The 17,442-nt window shown below is 38.8% G+C and carries 17 protein-coding genes; 14 read left to right on the top strand and 3 right to left on the bottom strand.

The features are described 5' to 3' along the window. Positions 1-132: 132 nt before the first annotated feature. The 14 genes from NAG76_04475 (at position 133) to NAG76_04410 (ending at position 14,277) form a co-directional block, all read left to right on the top strand. Positions 133-1,335 (top strand): ATP phosphoribosyltransferase regulatory subunit, encoded by a 1,203-nt coding sequence (locus NAG76_04475; protein URN95517.1) that lies wholly within the window; start codon positions 133-135, stop codon positions 1,333-1,335. Then, complete coding sequence (gene hisG / locus NAG76_04470; GenBank protein ID URN95516.1) at positions 1,335-1,979, top strand: ATP phosphoribosyltransferase; 645 nt, start codon at positions 1,335-1,337, stop codon at positions 1,977-1,979. Before NAG76_04475 ends, hisG begins: the two co-directional genes overlap by 1 nt. Positions 1,980-2,098: 119 nt before the next feature. Next, on the top strand, positions 2,099-3,385 hold the full coding sequence (hisD, locus tag NAG76_04465; protein ID URN96764.1) for a histidinol dehydrogenase: 1,287 nt from the start codon (positions 2,099-2,101) through the stop codon (positions 3,383-3,385). A 110-nt stretch (positions 3,386-3,495) separates the two neighbouring features. Next, the gene (hisB, locus tag NAG76_04460; GenBank protein ID URN95515.1) at positions 3,496-4,095 is read left to right on the top strand and encodes an imidazoleglycerol-phosphate dehydratase HisB; all 600 of its coding nucleotides are present in this window, start codon (positions 3,496-3,498) and stop codon (positions 4,093-4,095) included. 533 nt (positions 4,096-4,628) lie between these two features. Next, entirely contained in the window at positions 4,629-5,249 is a 621-nt protein-coding gene (hisH, locus tag NAG76_04455; GenBank protein ID URN95514.1) for an imidazole glycerol phosphate synthase subunit HisH, read from the top strand. A gap of 264 nt (positions 5,250-5,513) precedes the next feature. Beyond that, complete coding sequence (gene hisF / locus NAG76_04450) at positions 5,514-6,272, top strand: imidazole glycerol phosphate synthase subunit HisF (GenBank protein ID URN95513.1); 759 nt, start codon at positions 5,514-5,516, stop codon at positions 6,270-6,272. Further along, on the top strand, positions 6,269-6,931 hold the full coding sequence (hisIE, locus tag NAG76_04445; protein URN95512.1) for a bifunctional phosphoribosyl-AMP cyclohydrolase/phosphoribosyl-ATP diphosphatase HisIE: 663 nt from the start codon (positions 6,269-6,271) through the stop codon (positions 6,929-6,931). Before hisF ends, hisIE begins: the two co-directional genes overlap by 4 nt. 127 nt (positions 6,932-7,058) lie before the next feature. Beyond that, positions 7,059-8,009, top strand: a complete 951-nt coding sequence (locus tag NAG76_04440) for a ribose-phosphate pyrophosphokinase (GenBank protein ID URN95511.1) — start codon at positions 7,059-7,061, stop codon at positions 8,007-8,009. Positions 8,010-8,151: 142 nt separating this feature from the next. Then, entirely contained in the window at positions 8,152-9,894 is a 1,743-nt protein-coding gene (locus NAG76_04435) for a tetratricopeptide repeat protein (GenBank protein ID URN95510.1), read from the top strand. A 220-nt stretch (positions 9,895-10,114) separates the two neighbouring features. Next, positions 10,115-11,065 (top strand): ROK family glucokinase, encoded by a 951-nt coding sequence (locus tag NAG76_04430; GenBank protein ID URN95509.1) that lies wholly within the window; start codon positions 10,115-10,117, stop codon positions 11,063-11,065. A 58-nt stretch (positions 11,066-11,123) separates the two neighbouring features. After that, on the top strand, positions 11,124-11,966 hold the full coding sequence (gene rapZ, locus NAG76_04425) for an RNase adapter RapZ (GenBank protein URN96763.1): 843 nt from the start codon (positions 11,124-11,126) through the stop codon (positions 11,964-11,966). A 12-nt stretch (positions 11,967-11,978) separates the two neighbouring features. Next, the gene (locus tag NAG76_04420) at positions 11,979-12,965 is read left to right on the top strand and encodes a YvcK family protein (GenBank protein ID URN95508.1); all 987 of its coding nucleotides are present in this window, start codon (positions 11,979-11,981) and stop codon (positions 12,963-12,965) included. A gap of 6 nt (positions 12,966-12,971) precedes the next feature. After that, complete coding sequence (gene whiA, locus NAG76_04415; protein URN95507.1) at positions 12,972-13,913, top strand: DNA-binding protein WhiA; 942 nt, start codon at positions 12,972-12,974, stop codon at positions 13,911-13,913. A 94-nt stretch (positions 13,914-14,007) separates the two neighbouring features. After that, positions 14,008-14,277 carry an HPr family phosphocarrier protein gene (locus NAG76_04410; GenBank protein ID URN95506.1) on the top strand — a complete coding sequence of 90 codons (270 nt, stop codon included), beginning with the start codon at positions 14,008-14,010 and terminating at the stop codon, positions 14,275-14,277. Positions 14,278-14,536: 259 nt separating this feature from the next. Here the strand turns inward: NAG76_04410 and NAG76_04405 are convergent, their stop codons facing one another. From NAG76_04405 to clpP, 3 genes are all read right to left on the bottom strand, one after another. Further along, a complete protein-coding gene (locus NAG76_04405) occupies positions 14,537-15,472 on the bottom strand; it encodes an L-lactate dehydrogenase (GenBank protein URN95505.1) in 936 nt (311 codons plus the stop codon). After that, positions 15,459-16,262 (bottom strand): formate/nitrite transporter family protein, encoded by an 804-nt coding sequence (locus NAG76_04400; GenBank protein URN95504.1) that lies wholly within the window; start codon positions 16,260-16,262, stop codon positions 15,459-15,461. The genes NAG76_04405 and NAG76_04400 overlap by 14 nt, the downstream gene beginning before the upstream one ends. A gap of 223 nt (positions 16,263-16,485) precedes the next feature. Then, on the bottom strand, positions 16,486-17,070 hold the full coding sequence (gene clpP / locus NAG76_04395; GenBank protein ID URN95503.1) for an ATP-dependent Clp endopeptidase proteolytic subunit ClpP: 585 nt from the start codon (positions 17,068-17,070) through the stop codon (positions 16,486-16,488). Positions 17,071-17,442: the final 372 nt, after the last annotated feature.

Genomic DNA, 17,442 nt, shown 5'->3' with positions numbered 1-17,442 from the left:
ATCGCGATAAGGGTATGTTTGTGTCCACTTGACTTTACATAATCTAGCATGCTAAAATAGCAAAAACCTTTATTTTGTTAGCATGCTAATACATTAACGCTTTAATATAATAAAGAACTGAGGAGAACGGATATGTCTAAGCCTAAAGTATTTGAAAAACCGATTGGTGTGAAAGATTATTTACCTAATGTTGTGAAAAAGCTACGTGCGGTTGAACATAAAGTACTTAATTGTATGGAAGGATGGGGCTATGAACAAATCATTACGCCTACGATGGAGTTTTATGATACTGTTGGCGTTGCTAGCTCAACATCAGATGAAAAGTTATTTAAGCTACTGAATAACCGAGGAACGACACTTGTGCTACGTTCTGATATGACTGCACCTATCGCAAGGGTTGTCTCTTCTTTATTGAAAGATAAGCCATTTCCGCTACGTCTATCATATCATTCTAATATATTCCGTACGATTGAAGAAGAAGCGGGTCGTGAAGCTGAATTTTTCCAGACTGGTCTAGAGCTTGTAGGAGACTCTTCGCCAGAGGCTGATGCGGAAGTTGTAGCACTTGCCATTGCTTCGTTGAAAGCAGCAGGAGTGGACAGATTCAAAATTGCGATTGGTCATGTTGGATTTTTGAACGGCATGCTTGAAGAGGCCTTGAAAGATCGTTTAGAGGATCAAGCCTCGTTGAAGGAAAAGTTATTGAATAGAGATTATGTGGCTTACAAAGCGCTGCTTAATCAGTTGCAATTGTCAGATTCAGTTCGCAAAGAACTTTCTGACCTTCTACGATTACGTGGTGGAGAAGAAATATGTGAACATGCTCTTACCGTAAGTAATAACAATACAGCGCGAGAAGCAATTCAGCATCTATGTGAGATTTGGTCAGTGCTTGAAGCATACGGAGTTTGTGAGCATGTCTTAATTGATCTTACAATGATTGGTGATTTCTCATATTATACAGGTATGACTTTTGAAGGTTATGCAGCAGACTTAGGTTTCCCAGTAGTAAGCGGTGGACGATATGATAATTTGTTATCACAATTCGGTAGACCTGCCCCTGCAACTGGTTTCGCCTTGAAAACAACTAGAGTGTTGGAATTGTTAGGGAATGATCAAGATGAACAACTACAAAAAACATTAATTATATATGATGAGCAAGGTCGCTTCGAAGCTCTACAACAGGCGCAAGTTTTAAGGGAAGCAGGAAATCATGTTATTACAAGTAAAGTAGCTGAGATACCTGCACAATTAGCGTCAGGTGGCGATACGTCATACCAAGGGGTAACGTATTCTACGGTGAAGACATTCGTAGGTAAAGGAGAGAAAGTGTAATGAACGGAAATAATGAAAACGTGCTAAGAGTAGCAATGCCCAAAGGTCGTATATATAAACAAGCATCACAACTTTTTCGCGATGCAGGATTACCTATTCCAACAGAATATGATGATACTCGTAAATTAATAATTGAACTTCCTGAAGCAAAGATGGAATTCATTATGGCCAAACCAGTAGATGTTCCGACTTATGTTGAATATGGCGTAACGGATATTGGTATTGTTGGGAAAGATGTATTGATGGAAGAAAGTAGAGATGTATACGAGTTACTTGATCTAGGTATTGCTAGATGTCGTATGAGTGTTATAGCACTGCCAGATTGGAAGCAACAGATTCACCCAAGAGTAGCGACGAAATATCCTAATGTTGCTTCAGCGTATTTCCGTGAGTTAGGTCAACAAGTAGAAGTAATTAAACTAAATGGATCTATTGAACTAGCGCCAATGATCGGTCTTGCTGATCGCATCGTTGATATGGTAGAAACAGGTCAAACGTTAAAAGAAAATGGTTTAGTAGAGCAAACAGAAATCTTCGAAATTACGAGCAGATTGATTGCGAATCGTGTAAGTTACAGAATGAAAAATGAACGGATTCAAAGCTTATGTGATCTGTTACAAGAGACTTTAGCCGCAAGAGTTTAACTTATCATTTAGTATGCAAACAGTATGATGGAAATGTTATATATAGTATGATTACAGTTAGAGTATTTACATATTGATAAGACTAACTGTGAGTGGGAAGGAAGCGTGATGTTATGAGTATGCGATTACTAAAGCCTGAACAATTTGGCTTAAAGCGAGAAGTTGAATATGGCACACCGGAGCAAAATGCCGCTGCAGAGAAAATTGTAGCTGATATTAAAGCTAATGGTGATGAAGCGCTATTGCAATATACTGAGCAACTTGATCGAGTGAAACTTACAGCAGATCAGTTAAGAGTTACTGATGAAGAAATTCAAGCTGCATATGCTCACGTTGAAGACGATTTTCTAATTGCAATTCGTGAAGCGGCTCACAATATCCGGAAATTCCATGAAAAACAACTACGTAATTCTTGGATGGATCTTTCACCGGATGGTACGATGCTAGGTCAAATTATGCGACCATTGAAACGTGTAGGGGTATATGTACCTGGTGGGAAAGCGGCATATCCTTCATCTGTATTAATGAATGTCATTCCAGCACAAGTAGCAGGTGTCCCTGAGATCGTAATGGTCACTCCACCATCGACGGGTGGTAAGCAAGGTATTGATCCTTATATTCTCGTAGCAGCTGCAGAAGCGGGTGTAAAGGAATTATATCGTGTTGGTGGTGCTCAAGCTATCGCTGCATTGGCATATGGTACTGAAAGTATTGCACCTGTCGATAAAATATGTGGCCCAGGTAATATATATGTTGCTTTGGCTAAACGTGCTGTATATGGCGTTGTTGATATTGATAGTATTGCTGGTCCTAGTGAGATTGTTGTATTAGCTGATGATACGGCTGATGCAGAATATATTGCTGCAGACCTACTTTCACAGGCTGAACATGATGAAATGGCTTCAGCTATTCTAGTTACGTCATCTGTTAAACTTGCAGAAGCTGTTATTGAAGAAGTTGATCGCCAACTTGAGACATTACCACGTCATGAAATAGCTCGAGCTTCTATTGATCAATATGGAGCTGTATTACTAACCGAAAGCATTGAAGAAGGAATTAAAGTAGTGAATCAACTTGCCCCTGAGCATCTTGAAATTATTACTGAAGATCCGATGAGTTTGTTAGCTTATATTGAAAACGCTGGAGCAATTTTCCTTGGACCATATAGTTCTGAACCGGTTGGAGATTACTTTGCTGGTCCGAATCATATTATCCCAACGAATGGAACTGCGCGTTTCTCATCTCCTGTTAATGTAGATGACTTCTTGAAGAAATCAAGCTTAATCTACTATAGTAAGCAGGCGTTAATGAGCAATGGAGACAAAATTATGACTCTTGCTCGTCACGAAGGGCTAGAAGGACATGCTCGCGCGATAGAAATGCGTTTGAATAAAGAAAGACTATAACATATTTGCTAGCTTGTAGATGCGTGTGAAACGCGTTTATAAGCTAGCTTAACTTGGATTGGACTATTAATCCTAATTAGAGAAAACAAATAGAAAGAAGTTGAATATAAATGGCAAATCAATCTAATCGCGAAGCGTCTATTGTTCGCAAAACGAAAGAAACAGATATTAAATTAGCATTTAATGTGGATGGTCAAGGCGAATCAACGATTCAAACAGATGTTCCGTTCTTAAACCATATGCTCGATGCATTTACTAAGCATGGTCATTTCAATTTGAATGTTGATGCAAAAGGCGATATTGAAATCGATGATCATCATACTGTTGAAGATATCGGAATTGTACTTGGTCAAGCATTGCTTCAAGCACTTGGAGATAAATCAGGTATTAAACGTTGTGCAAGTGTCTTTGTTCCGATGGACGAAGCTCTAGCTCAAGTTATTGTAGATATTAGTAATCGTCCGCATTTTGAATATCGTGCCCAATATCCAGCTTCACACGTTGGAAGTTTTGCAACCGATCTTGTTCATGAGTTTCTATGGAAATTCGCATTGGAATCACGTATTACATTGCATGTTATCGTGCACTACGGTTCCAATACGCATCATATGATTGAAGCTGTATTCAAAGCGTTAGGTAGAGCGCTAGACGAGGCGACTAGTATTGATCCGAGGGTTCAAGGCGTACCATCCACAAAAGGCGTCCTTTAGTAGAGGTAGGTTCAAAACATCCGCTCGTGATCACGATGTAACGCGCTGTAGCGTAGTCGGCGGCGAATATGTCCCTCATCGAAAGCCTGCGTGTGCTCACGTACACAAAACGTACGCTGTGCTACTCGTTTCCGCTGTGGGTCATCTTCTTGGTGCTGACAAGCGAATGTTTTGAACCTTCATTGTAAAAGCGGTGGGTTTCAAACAGCGGACGTTGATAACGCTGAGAATGCTAACGTAGCTTAGTCGACATCGAATATGAAGTGAATTTTAGAAGTCCGGTACGCATGTACCAAGTACGTACATTTACGTTTCCTCCTTCTTAAAATTGACTCCATCTACTCGGTTCTGAACGCCCACTTTTTGAACTTTGATTTGAAGTTTCGAGCATTTGACCGCTGGTGTACACTTACGGTACACGTTGCTGGGTTTTGTTTCAATGCTTGTGTTCACTATGAATATGCTAACGGAGTTTAGTCTGAGTCAAATATGGAGCGAACACGCTCTACCTATATAGAAAGTGGGACTTTTTTATGATCGTAATTATTGATTATGGAATGGGTAATTTACACTCTGTAAGTAAGGCAGTTGAACGATTAGGTTATGAAGCGGTAGTAACTGGAGATGCAGAGATGATATTTGCTGCAGATGCTGTTATATTACCAGGCGTCGGTGCTTATGGCGATGCGATGCAACATTTAAGTGAGTCCGGACTAGATGATGTAACGAAGCAGTTTGCTGCTACAGGCAAACCTTTGCTAGGAATATGTCTAGGTATGCAATTGTTATTTGAACAGAGTGAGGAATATGGAATCCATAAAGGACTTGGCTTACTAGAAGGTGAGGTCATTCGCTTTAAGGGAGATTTCAAAATTCCACATATGGGATGGAATAAGCTTCAATTCCTTCAAGAGTCTCCATTATTTACTGATCTAACAGAAGGGCATGTATATTTTGTTCATTCCTATCATGCTTTGCCGAAGAATAAAGAAAATTTGCTAGCAACAGGAGATTACTACGGACCAGTAACCGCAATAGTAGGGAAAAACAATGTGTACGGTATGCAATTTCATCCAGAAAAAAGTGGTGAGCTAGGTATGCAATTACTACAAAATTTTCTAACATTAACAGGAAGTTCAAAAAGAGGGCTTTGATAACGATGACTGGCTTCGTAGTGGATTCGACATCGAATATGAAGCGAATTTTGGAAGTCCGGTACGCATGTACCAATAACGGACATTTACGTTTCCTCCTTCCTAAAATTAGCTCCATCTTCTCGATTCTGAAATCCCACTTTTTGAACCTCGATTATAAGTAGAATATTAACTCCACATAAAGTAAGGTCCATGCTTCCGATGCAACTTTTCATTGCAAGGAGTATTTTGAGAAGTACACAAAAGTTTTTAGGAGGGGTAACGATGCTTGCTAAAAGAATCATTCCTTGTCTGGACGTAAAGGATGGTCGTGTTGTAAAAGGCATTAATTTTGTTAATTTGCGTGATGCTGGAGATCCTGTTGAACTAGCTGCAACATACGATCAAGAGGGTGCTGACGAGTTAGTATTTCTTGATATTTCCGCTTCAGTAGAAGGCAGAGCTACGATGATAGAAGTTGTTCGCCGCACAGCAGGAGAAATTACGATTCCATTTACAGTTGGTGGTGGTATATCTAGCGTTGATGATATGACACGTATACTGCGCGCAGGAGCCGATAAAATCGGAATCAATACTGCGGCAGTCCTTACACCTGAACTTATTACTGAAGGTTCACGTCGTTTTGGGGCGCAATGTATCGTTGTTGCAATCGACGCTCGCTATAATGAAGAATGGCAAGACTGGGAAGTCTACACACATGGTGGACGCAAGCCGACTGGCATTCATGCAGTAGAATGGGCCCGCAAAGTGGAAGAACTTGGCGCAGGTGAAATACTGTTAACGAGTATGGATGCAGACGGTACGAAAGATGGATTCGATATTGGGTTAACTAAGGCTGTTGCAGCAACTGTTGGTATTCCTGTTATTGCATCAGGTGGAGCGGGTAAAGTTGAACATTTTGCTGAAGTGTTCAAAGAAGCAAATGCAGATGCTGGACTAGCAGCAACAATATTCCACTACAAGGAAATGACGATAGCTGAAGTGAAAGATGATCTGCGTACAAAAGGGGTAGAGGTACGATGAGTCTTAATGATATTAAATGGGATAGTAACGGGTTAGTACCTACGGTTGTCCAAGATGCTCAAAGTAAAGAAGTGCTAATGCTTGCTTATATGAATGAACAATCATTAACATTATCTCAAGAATCAGGCTACACTTGGTTTTGGAGCCGTTCTAGAAATGAGTTATGGAATAAAGGCGCAACTAGTGGACATAAGCAACGTATAGTAAGTATGTCTTATGATTGTGATGGAGACACTCTACTTGTAAAGGTTATTCAATCAGGTCCTGCATGTCACACTGGTAGCTATAGTTGCTTTACGAATGAGATTGAACTTGCACAGATGAGTGCGCAAGTTGCAATCGGCGAGCAAGACCGCTTCAGTATGCTTAGTGAACTTGAGCAAACTATTGCAAAGCGTCATGCAGAACGTCCAGCAGGATCATATACGACATATTTATTCGACAAAGGCGTCGACAAAATCTTGAAGAAAATTGGCGAAGAGAGTGCTGAAGTTATTATCGCAACGAAAAAAGATGATAATGATGAATTACGTTCTGAAGCTACCGATCTTATCTTCCATTTATCAGTGTTAATGCGCGAGCGCGGGCTATCTTGGGATGATATTATGAGTGAGCTAAAATCACGTGAAGGTAAGCAAACAACGAATAAAATGCGCTAGTTTAAAACTTTGTCGAAAAAAAGTAGTATTCTCTTTTTGAATTATTGACAAATCAATGTATAATAAGACAAGAAGTAAGCACATGTTTACATTTAATTTATATGGTTGAAACGCTCAGGAGGGTATCATGTTAAGCGACAAGGTGCGTATATTTTCGGGTTCATCCAATCCCGCTCTAGCTCAAAAGATTAGTGAACAACTCTGTGTACCGTTAGGGGCTATTAAAATTTCCCGTTTTAAGAGTGGTGAAATTTATGTCCACTATGAAGAGACAATTCGGAATTGTGATGTGTTCTTAGTACAATCTTTTTCTCATCCGATTAACGAGCACTTCGTAGAATTGCTAGTTATGATTGATGCAGCGAAGCGTGCTTCAGCGCGTACGATTAATATTATTATGCCGTACTATGGCTATGCTCGTCAGGAGAGAAAAGCAGCTCCGCGCGAACCGATCTCAGCTAAAATGTTAGCTGATGTATTAACAACTGTAGGAGCTACTCGTGTATTGTCAATTGACCTACATGCACCTGCAATTCAAGGTTTCTTCAATATTCCTGTTGATCACATGACGGCATTAGATCTTATTAGTTCTTATTTGAAAGATAAGAATATTAAGAACCCTGTTGTCGTATCGCCAGATGCTGGTCGTGCATCTACAGCAGAAAAGCTTGCGAACTATTTGGATACATCATTTGCTATTATGATTAAGAAGCGTACGGCTCATAACGAATCATCGATTACTCACGTTATCGGTGATGTTGCAGGTCAAACACCAATCATTATAGAGGATATGATTGATACTGGTACCACAATTGTTAATGTTGTGGAAAGTCTGAAAGAACATGGTGCTGAAGATGTGTACGTATGTGCGACACACCCGTTATTCTCAGGTAATGCGATTTCGAGATTAGATCACCCTAGTATCAAAGAAGTGATCGTAACGGATACTATTGCTTTACCAGAAAATACACCAGATCGGTTTAAAATTCTGACGGTGGCACCGTTATTAGCGGAAGCTACAAAAATTATTTTAGATGGTGGTTCAATTAGTACACTATTCAAAAATAATGGTGTCTAGTAACAGCGTTTCAAAAAAATGAGTTAAACATATAAACTGCGGATTGACGACTAGTCATCCGCGGTTTTTGTTTTCAAATTGTAATTTTCAAGAGCGACTATGTTATAATCGAATCATTACAGAATAAGGAGGTGCCTTGTAGATGAATAGAAACAAAAAGGTAGTAGGAGAAGATCGTAATATTATTTCGATACAAATGGATGCTAACTTTTTCTATGAGCGAGCACTACGCTCCTTGGATAGATTTCACTATGACAAGGCACTCAAATATTTTCAAAGAGCCGTCGATTATGAGCCAAGCAATCCTATTAACTACTGCAATATAGCCGGTGTGTTATCTGAAATAGGTAAATACGGTGAATCCAATCATATTTTACAAAAAGTAATTGATGAAATAGATCCGAATATGACAGAGTGTCATTTCTACATGGCGAATAATTTTGCGAATATGGAGTTCTTTGAAGATGCAGAACGAGAACTTATTCAATATTTGCAAGAAGACGAGGAAGGTCAATATTTAGAGGAAGCTGAAGAAATGATTGAATTTCTTGAGCTAGAACTTGAACGACCAACTTCAATCACTAAAGTAAAAGCAAGAGCAGGTGTATATGAACATATTCGTGCACGTGAACTACTGGAGAAGGGTCAGTATGCTGACGCCATTCAATTGCTTCAAACGATTACGAAAGAAAATCCTGACTTTCTTGCTGCGCGAAATAATCTAGCACTAGCTTATTATTATGTAGGCTTTAAGGTAGAAGGGAAACAAGCGATTGAAGAAGTGCTTGAAGAGGATCCTGGTAACTTGCATGCATTATGTAATTTGGCTTTGTTCTATCACTACGAAGGTGAGACGAACGCATTAAATTCCTTACTTCAAGCTTTGAAAAATGTAGATCCATTTTATCAGGAGCATACGTTCAAGATGGCAACTACAATGGGCATTTTGAAAGAACATCGTATTGCACTTCGTCACTTTGCTCGTTTGATTAAAGAAGGGGAAGCGAAGAAAGACCCTTGTGTATGTCACTTTGCGGCAGTAGCTTCATGTAATATTGGAAAATATGATGAAGCGAAAAAATATTGGGATATGTATAAGGTGATAGATGAGCAGTCATCCATACCGCAATATTTTTTAATATTACTCAATATGATGAAGACTGACCCATTAAAAGTATCTCTTTCATATAGCTTCTATGCTTCGGTTGAAGAACAGATGACTGTATGGGAGCAGCAAGCTCGTGAGCGTGGTGTAGCTATTGAACCGCAATTTATGAAGGCATTTTTCTATTGGGCACTGCAATACGGTGATTACAATGTGAAATTGAAAAGTATTCAAGCCATGGAACCTTATGCGGATGAACATATTACTGCGGCAATGAAACAGTTTCTATTATTACCAGATGAAGATGATTATTTGAAAAAAATTACAATGTTTTTTCTTCGTTCGATGGGCATTAATGAAGCATTTCAAGTTATGCTTAGTGGACAGAGAGTAAATGTTGAAGCAGAGCGCATACCTGCAATGCCACCAATGGAGCTAATCTATAACGATCTGATCTGGGAAGAAGTCGCTCAACTTGCTATTACAAAAACAGCAAAACAATATAATGTGATCGAGCAGCATGATATGATTACATTGTGGATTAATTTTTTGAGTAAAAGCTCCAGAACTGCTCCGAAGTTGAATAAGATTGAAGCTTGGGCTGCAGCCATTGAGTATCTAACTGCTAAAATGTACAATCGGCCAGTAACGTACCATGATGTCGCGCTCAGATATGGCACAAGTATTTCTACAGTTAGCAAACGTGTTAAACAGATTGATGAATTATGTGAAGTAAAAAGCAAGATGAAGTCAATTACGTCTTCTTGGTTTGTTACTTAGTAGATGTAGCTACAAACCTGACGTAAACGATGGTCATCGTAAAAATAGAAGTATTAGTACAAATGAAGAGACTATGCTATTGTGAGAAATTCCATTGGCAATAGTCTTTTGCTTTTTCTATTATGGTGATATCCTATGGCAATTTGAGATGCTTGACCATTGCGTTTACAACGCTTATAGTTGAAATTGAACTTTATATTATGAACGAGGTGGCTTTGTCATGTCTGAAAGAATTTATGTTGGCGTTGATGTTGGAGGTACGACTGTAAAGTTAGGAATTTGCGATTCAGAGGGTACATTATTACAAACATATGAAGGACCAACAGAGGTTAGTAAAGGACCGGATGCTATTCTTCATAATATTGCGAAATATGCTAAATTAATTGTAGAAGAATCTTCTTATGAATGGTCTCAAGTTGGCGGTGTTGGTATTGGTATTGCTGGTTTCTTAGACATCCCTAATGGGTTTGTGAAAAATTCACCTAACTTGAATTTAAATAATATTGATCTAAAAGGCTTTTTAGAGAAAGAGCTTAATACAATAATAAAAGTAAACAACGATGCAAATGTTGCAGCTCTTGGAGAAGCATGGGCTGGAGCGGGACGTGGTATCGCTAATTGCGTCATGTATACACTTGGTACTGGCGTAGGCGGAGGCATTATTATTGAAGGTAAGATTGTTGAAGGATTCCAAAGCGTTGCTGGCGAGATTGGCCATATGGCAATTGTACCTGATCTTGAAGCAATTCAATGTGGTTGTGGTAAGATGGGGTGCCTTGAAACCGTTTCTTCTGCAACCGGTATTATTCGCATGGCTAAGGAAGCTGTTGCACGTGGAGATCGTACTTCTTTAGTAGATGTTGAAGATATTATGGCAAAAGATGTACTTGATGCAGCAAAAGCAGGGGACGAAGTAGCTACACGTATCGTTAATCGTGCAGCTTATTATCTTGGTCGTTCCATATCTATGATGTCAGTTATCCTTAATCCACAATATTACATTATCGGCGGTGGTGTAGCTAAAGCTGGTGATTTCTTATTTGATCAAATTAATGAAGTGTTTGAGAAGTATACGCTTGATGCTTCAAAAGATGGAGTTAAGATTGTACCTGCGGTGCTAGGTAATAACGCTGGTGTAGTTGGTGCTGCTGGTCTAATTCTAAGAGGATAGTAGGTGTTGCTGAGTGGAAGCGACAACGGCTTTGTCACAACTTGTTATAATTACAGGGATGTCTGGTGCGGGTAAAACAATTGCAGTTCAAAGCTTAGAAGATCTAGGCTTTTTCTGTGTAGACAATTTACCGCCAGTGCTTATTCCCAAATTTGCCGAATTAATAGAGCAATCTAATGGAAAGATCGGTAAGGTAGCATTAGTTATCGATTTACGCGGTAGAGAATTTTTCACTTCTTTATCCGAGTCACTTGAATTTATTGATAAGCATCATACGATTAGTTGTGAGATCCTATTTCTAGATGCGAAAGATGAAACTCTTATTCAGCGTTACAAAGAAAGTAGACGCAGACATCCTATGTCTCAGCATAGTATGCCACTAGAAGGTATACGCGCAGAACGAACGTTGCTAGAGGACCTGAAAGGCAAAGCTTCTTTAATTATTAATACGAGTGATTTGAAGCCGGCAATGTTAAAAGAACGTATTATTGATCACTTTGGTCAGACACAGTCTACATCATTAACTGTAAATATTACTTCTTTCGGGTTTAAGTATGGAATACCGCTCGATGCAGATCTTGTATTCGACGTTAGATTCTTACCAAATCCTCATTACATCGATGAGCTTCGTCCTAATACTGGTCAACATCCAGATGTATATGAGTACGTCATGAAGTGGCCTGAAACTCAAAAGTTTTTGGCTAAATTAGTAGACATGTTAGAATATCTTATTCCTCAGTATGATGAGGAAGGAAAAAGTCAGGTCGTAATCGGAATAGGGTGTACGGGTGGAAAGCATCGCTCAGTAGCTATTTCTGAGTACTTAGGTACAGCTTTGAAACTTAAAGCGTCAGAACAGATACGTGTTAGTCATCGTGATTCAGAGCGCGACAGGCATTAATGAGGGGAGAGCATGCTCATCGTGCAGAAGGTTGTCAGACGCCCTAAAATAGTTGTGATTGGTGGAGGAACTGGCTTATCTGTAATGTTGAGAGGTTTGAAAGAAAAACCGCTTGATATTACAGCTATAGTTACAGTTGCCGACGATGGTGGTAGTTCAGGTGTTCTAAGAAATGAACTACAGATCCCTCCGCCCGGCGATATTAGAAATGTGTTGTCCGCGTTAGCAGATGCAGAGCCTTTACTTGCAGATGTATTACAATACCGTTTTAAATCAGGTACAGGATTAGCAGGGCATACCTTGGGTAATCTAATGTTAGCAGCGATGACAGACATTTCTGGGGATTTTGTAACGGGAGTTAAGCAACTTAGTAAAGTTCTAGCTGTACGAGGAAGTGTGTTGCCAGCTGCCAATCGAGCTATTGTGTTAAAGGCTGAGATGGAAGATGGAACAATTATTACTGGAGAGTCGATGATTCCTAAGGCTGGAGGAGCAATTAAGCGAGTCTTTCTTGAGCCGCAAGATGTTGAGCCTTTGCCAGAAGCCGTTGAGGCGATCGAGCAGGCAGATGCGATTCTTATCGGTCCTGGAAGTCTATACACGAGTATCATGCCGAATTTAATGGTTCCGAAATTAGCTCAAGCTATCGTTGAATCGGAAGCAGTAAAATTGTTTGTATGTAACGTCATGACACAGCCAGGTGAAACAGATAATTACTCGGTTAGTGATCATCTGGATGCAATCTATGATCATATTGGTCATCATTTATTTGATTATGTTATTGTAAATAATGGTGAAATACCTCCTCACGTAGAAAGTAAATACGCTGAGATAGGTGCAAAAGCAGTTCAATTAGATATTGATGAAGTAACAAAACGTGGTTATCATGTCATTGCGGATCAGCTCGTATTATTCCGTACTTTTCTAAGACATGATGCTGAAAGATTAAGTCATCATATTTACAAACTAGTTGAGAACTGGATGCTTAGAAAGAGGTGAGATGAAATGTCTTTTGCGGCACAGACCAAGAAGGAATTAACGATGATACAGACAGATGACTGTTGCGAAAGAGCGGAGTTAGCGGCTCTTATGCGAATGAATGGATCTGTCAGTTTATCGAGCCGCAAGGTCGTATTAGATATTTCAACGGAAAACGCTGCGATTGCTCGTAGAGTATATACACTCGTGAAGAAGCATTTTGCGGTACACGTAGAACTGCTTGTTCGTAAAAAAATGCGCTTGAAAAAGAATAATGTCTACATTGTTCGGATGCCTGAGCGAGTGCAAGAAATATTGAGTGAGTTGAAAATTGTATCTGAAGGATTTATGTTTACCTCAGATATCGACAAGGATATTATTAAGAAAAATTGCTGTAAGCGTTCCTATTTAAGAGGAGCATTTCTTGCTGGTGGTTCAGTTAATAATCCAGAAGGTTCATCATATCATTTAGAGATATCATCTATGTATGAGGAACATTGTAAGTCATTAGTCGATCTTGCGAATAAGTTTTATTTGAATGCTCGTTGCATTGAGCGCAAAAAGGGATTTATTTTCTACATCAAAGAGGGCGAAAAAATTATTGAGTTGCTGAACATTATCGGTGCGCATCAAGCCTTGTTCAAATTTGAGGATGTTAGAATAATGCGTGATATGCGTAACTCAGTGAATCGTATCGTCAACTGTGAAACAGCTAATTTGAACAAAACGATTGGTGCTGCGGTTAGACAAATCGATAATATAAAGCTTTTGCAAAGAGAATTTGGACTTGATAACTTACCTGATAAGATTCGTGAAGTGGCAGAAGTTCGCTTGCAGCATCCAGATCTTAATTTGACGGAAGTTGGAGAAATGCTTAAGGTGAAAGTAAGTAAGTCGGGTGTTAATCACCGATTACGCAAAATAGACGAACTTGCTGAAAAAATACGGAATGGTTCAACTTTATCCTAGTAGAAACATGACGAAAATGGTATAATAACTTGTAAAGCTCTATTTATGAACGATTATGAATTAATGACTTAATTATATAGGGGGTATGTTTATCATGGCAAGGCTTCCAGTTGTTGTTCGTTTGAAAACAGGACTACACGCAAGACCAGCTGCGTTATTTGTACAAGAAGCAAACAAATTTTCCTCCGAGGTATTTGTTGAAAAAGACGATAAAAAAGTGAACGCTAAGTCGATCATGGGTATTATGAGTCTTGCAATTAGCTCTGGAACGGAAATTACGATTAGTGCAGAGGGTTCTGATGCAGAACAGGCAGTTAATGGTTTAATCGCATTAGTTAGCAAAGAAGAATTGGAAAACCAATAGTATTGTGTTTTCTTAAGCCAATCATGTATCGTTGCAATAAGTCATTTGAACTTATATGTGGATGGATGACAAGCTATAGAAGGATACAAAGCTATATTCGCATGCGAATATAGCTTTGTATCCTTTTTGCATTTTTCTAATGATTGGGAAAGTACTGTTACACTTATACATAGTAAATAACAGAAAACAGCCTGCATGTTAGAGAGATTGTAAACTTCTTCTCTTCATGCAGGCTGTCTTATATTGTACTAATCATTCATTACATTTTATTAGGATCAAGTTCAAGGTTCAAACTATCAATCATGCCTTTAAGTTTATTTGCTGATTTCTCGAATAATTGCTGCTCTTCCGGCGTTAGATTCAATCGAAGTGTTTGGCGAACACCACTGCGATCAACGATACATGGAACCCCTAGGTAGACATCGGATACACCACAATAGTTATCAAGTAGTGTAGATACGTTCAATACAGCACCTTCATCATCAAAGATTGCAGTTACTATACGATCAAGGGCAAGTGCGATAGCGTAGTAAGTAGAGCCTTTTGCCTCGATGATCTCGTATGCAGCGTCGCGTGTGTGAGTGAAGATATGTTCTTTAACATCGTCTGCAAGCTCTAGATCTACGCCAGCCACATTTGCTAAACTCCATACTGGTAGTTCGGAATCTCCATGCTCCCCGATAATATGTGCATGAACACTACGAGGATCGATTTTCAATTCTTGACCTAACAAGTAACGGAATCTTGCACTGTCAAGCAATGTACCAGATCCGATGACACGATTAACCGGCCAGCCAGATTTCTTAAGTGCTACATAACTCATAATATCAACAGGATTAGTTGCAATAAGAAGAATCGCATCCTGGTTGTAAGGTAAGATTTGTTTAATGATGCTATCAAAAATATCAGCATTACGTTGAAGTAAGTCAGTACGAGATTCACCAGGTTTTTGTGCAGCGCCTGCAGTAATAATAATGATGTCCGCACCTACGCAATCAGAATAAGTACCCGCCCAAAGTTTTGCTCCACCAACATAAGGCATACCATGGTTCATATCTAGTGCATCACCAGCTGCTTTAGCATGATTTGCATCGATAAGAACTAATTCATCGACGCGATTACGAAGCAATAGCGTATATGCCGTTGTAGATCCTACCGCACCTGTACCTATCATAACAAGTTTACGTGTTTTCATTGTTATTCCCACTTTCTTTGAAATATGGTTTGTTAAGATAATAATAGAACGTGGCCATAAGCACACCACCGCCCATTATATTACCTAATGTTGCAGGGATGAGGTTGTGTAGTATATCTCCGATGCTAATTGCTCCCCAGCCTTGAGCCGCTATAGATAAAGCGAAAACAGACATATTTGCAATACTATGTTCAAATCCAGCGATGAAGAAGCTGAATACCAACAATATCATGACGAACATTTTAGCCCCATCAGTTTTCATAAAGTATGGGATGAAAAATGCTAAACATACAAGCCAATTACATAAGATAGCACGGAAAAATATTTCTATTGTTGAAGCGTCAACTTTTTTGTGAGCTACTTCTAATAAAAATGTATGAACCTTAGCATCAGCAAAAAGCTGTGTCAACCAAATAAGAATAGCGAACAAAATAGCTCCAATAATATTACCTATATAACTAGATAATAACATTTTTAGTGTATCTACCCAAGTCATTTTTCGACGCAATGTGGCATAACTGAGATAAAAGGTATTGCCTGTGAATAGATCTCCTCCAGCATAATAAATAAGTATAATTGCCATACCGAATGTTAATGCAGCAGCAGGATATGCCATTGGTGATTCAACTTGATAGAAGAGTGCTCCTGTCTTAAATGCTACGATAACACCGAAACCGATGAACATACTTGCCATAATGGATCTTAATAAGGAACGAAATATATTTTGTTGAAAAATAGATAACTTTTTTGCAGCTAATTGTTCGACTTTGGCTAATGCTTCTGTTTCCATATTACAATTCCTCCAAGTAAAGCAAAATCTGCTAGTTGTTTGATATGTGTATCATAATGTGAACAGGTTAATATTGTATGTGATATATATCACCAAGGATGAGCCATAAGAATTAAAAAAAATAAAAAGGACGACAGCACATGACTTCACAGTGAACAAAAAATTTGTTCACTGTGAATCAATTGCTGTCGTCCCTATAGATGCATTATGTGTTTGTTATGAATTATTCTACACGTTCAATAACTTTATCAATTAAGCCATATTCCATAGCTTCTTGAGCACTCATGAAGTAATCCCGATCAGTATCTTTTTCAAGACGTTCAATCGGGTTGCCAGAACGCTCTGCCATAATCCCGTTCAATTTTTCACGCATTTTAATAATACGGTTAGCACGAATTGCAATATCACTTGCTTGACCTTCAGCACCACCAAGCGGTTGATGAATCATTACTTCACTGTTTGGAAGTGCGAAACGTTTGCCCTTCGCTCCAGCTGTAAGTAAAAATGCACCCATTGAAGCTGCCATACCTACACAAATGGTAGATACATCAGGTTTAATATATTGCATCGTATCGTAGATAGCCATACCTGCGGTAATTGAGCCACCTGGACTATTAATGTATAGATGAATGTCTTTGTCTGGATCGTCCGCTGTTAAGAAAAGCATTTGAGCAATGATGGAATTGGCAACGACGTCGTTTACACCAGATCCAAGAATGATGATGCGATCCTTCAGAAGTCGAGAATAAATATCATAAGAACGTTCTCCGCGATTACTTTGCTCGATAACCATTGGTACAAAGTTCATTTTTAACCAATCCTCCTAAAACTTTTCATTAACTACTTAGTACAACAACGTGTAGATGAAAAGTATCATCGAAAGCATGACTTAACTTTTCATTAACAACTTCGTACAACAACTTGTAGGTGAAAAGTGACATTGAAAGTTTCTCTTCAACTAAGTTGTGTAAATATCATAATAGAATTTTAATCAAAAGTCAAAGATAGTCAAACTTTATTTTTACTTCTCCATTGTTACCAATATGAGTAGTATATAAACATAATAAATTAGGGGAAATGATACTAGGATGTGGCAGCGTTTCTTCGTTATCAAAGTCCACTATTTGTTTGAACTAAGTTAGTTTATGTGTAAATGAATTAGGTATGCTTATAAAAACAG

The sequence above is a fragment of the Candidatus Pristimantibacillus lignocellulolyticus genome, assembly GCA_023639215.1.
GTDB lineage: Bacteria > Bacillota > Bacilli > Paenibacillales > Paenibacillaceae > Pristimantibacillus > Pristimantibacillus lignocellulolyticus.
The sequence above is the reverse complement of the archived record's forward strand: the minus strand, read 5'-3'. Positions and strand labels throughout refer to the sequence as shown.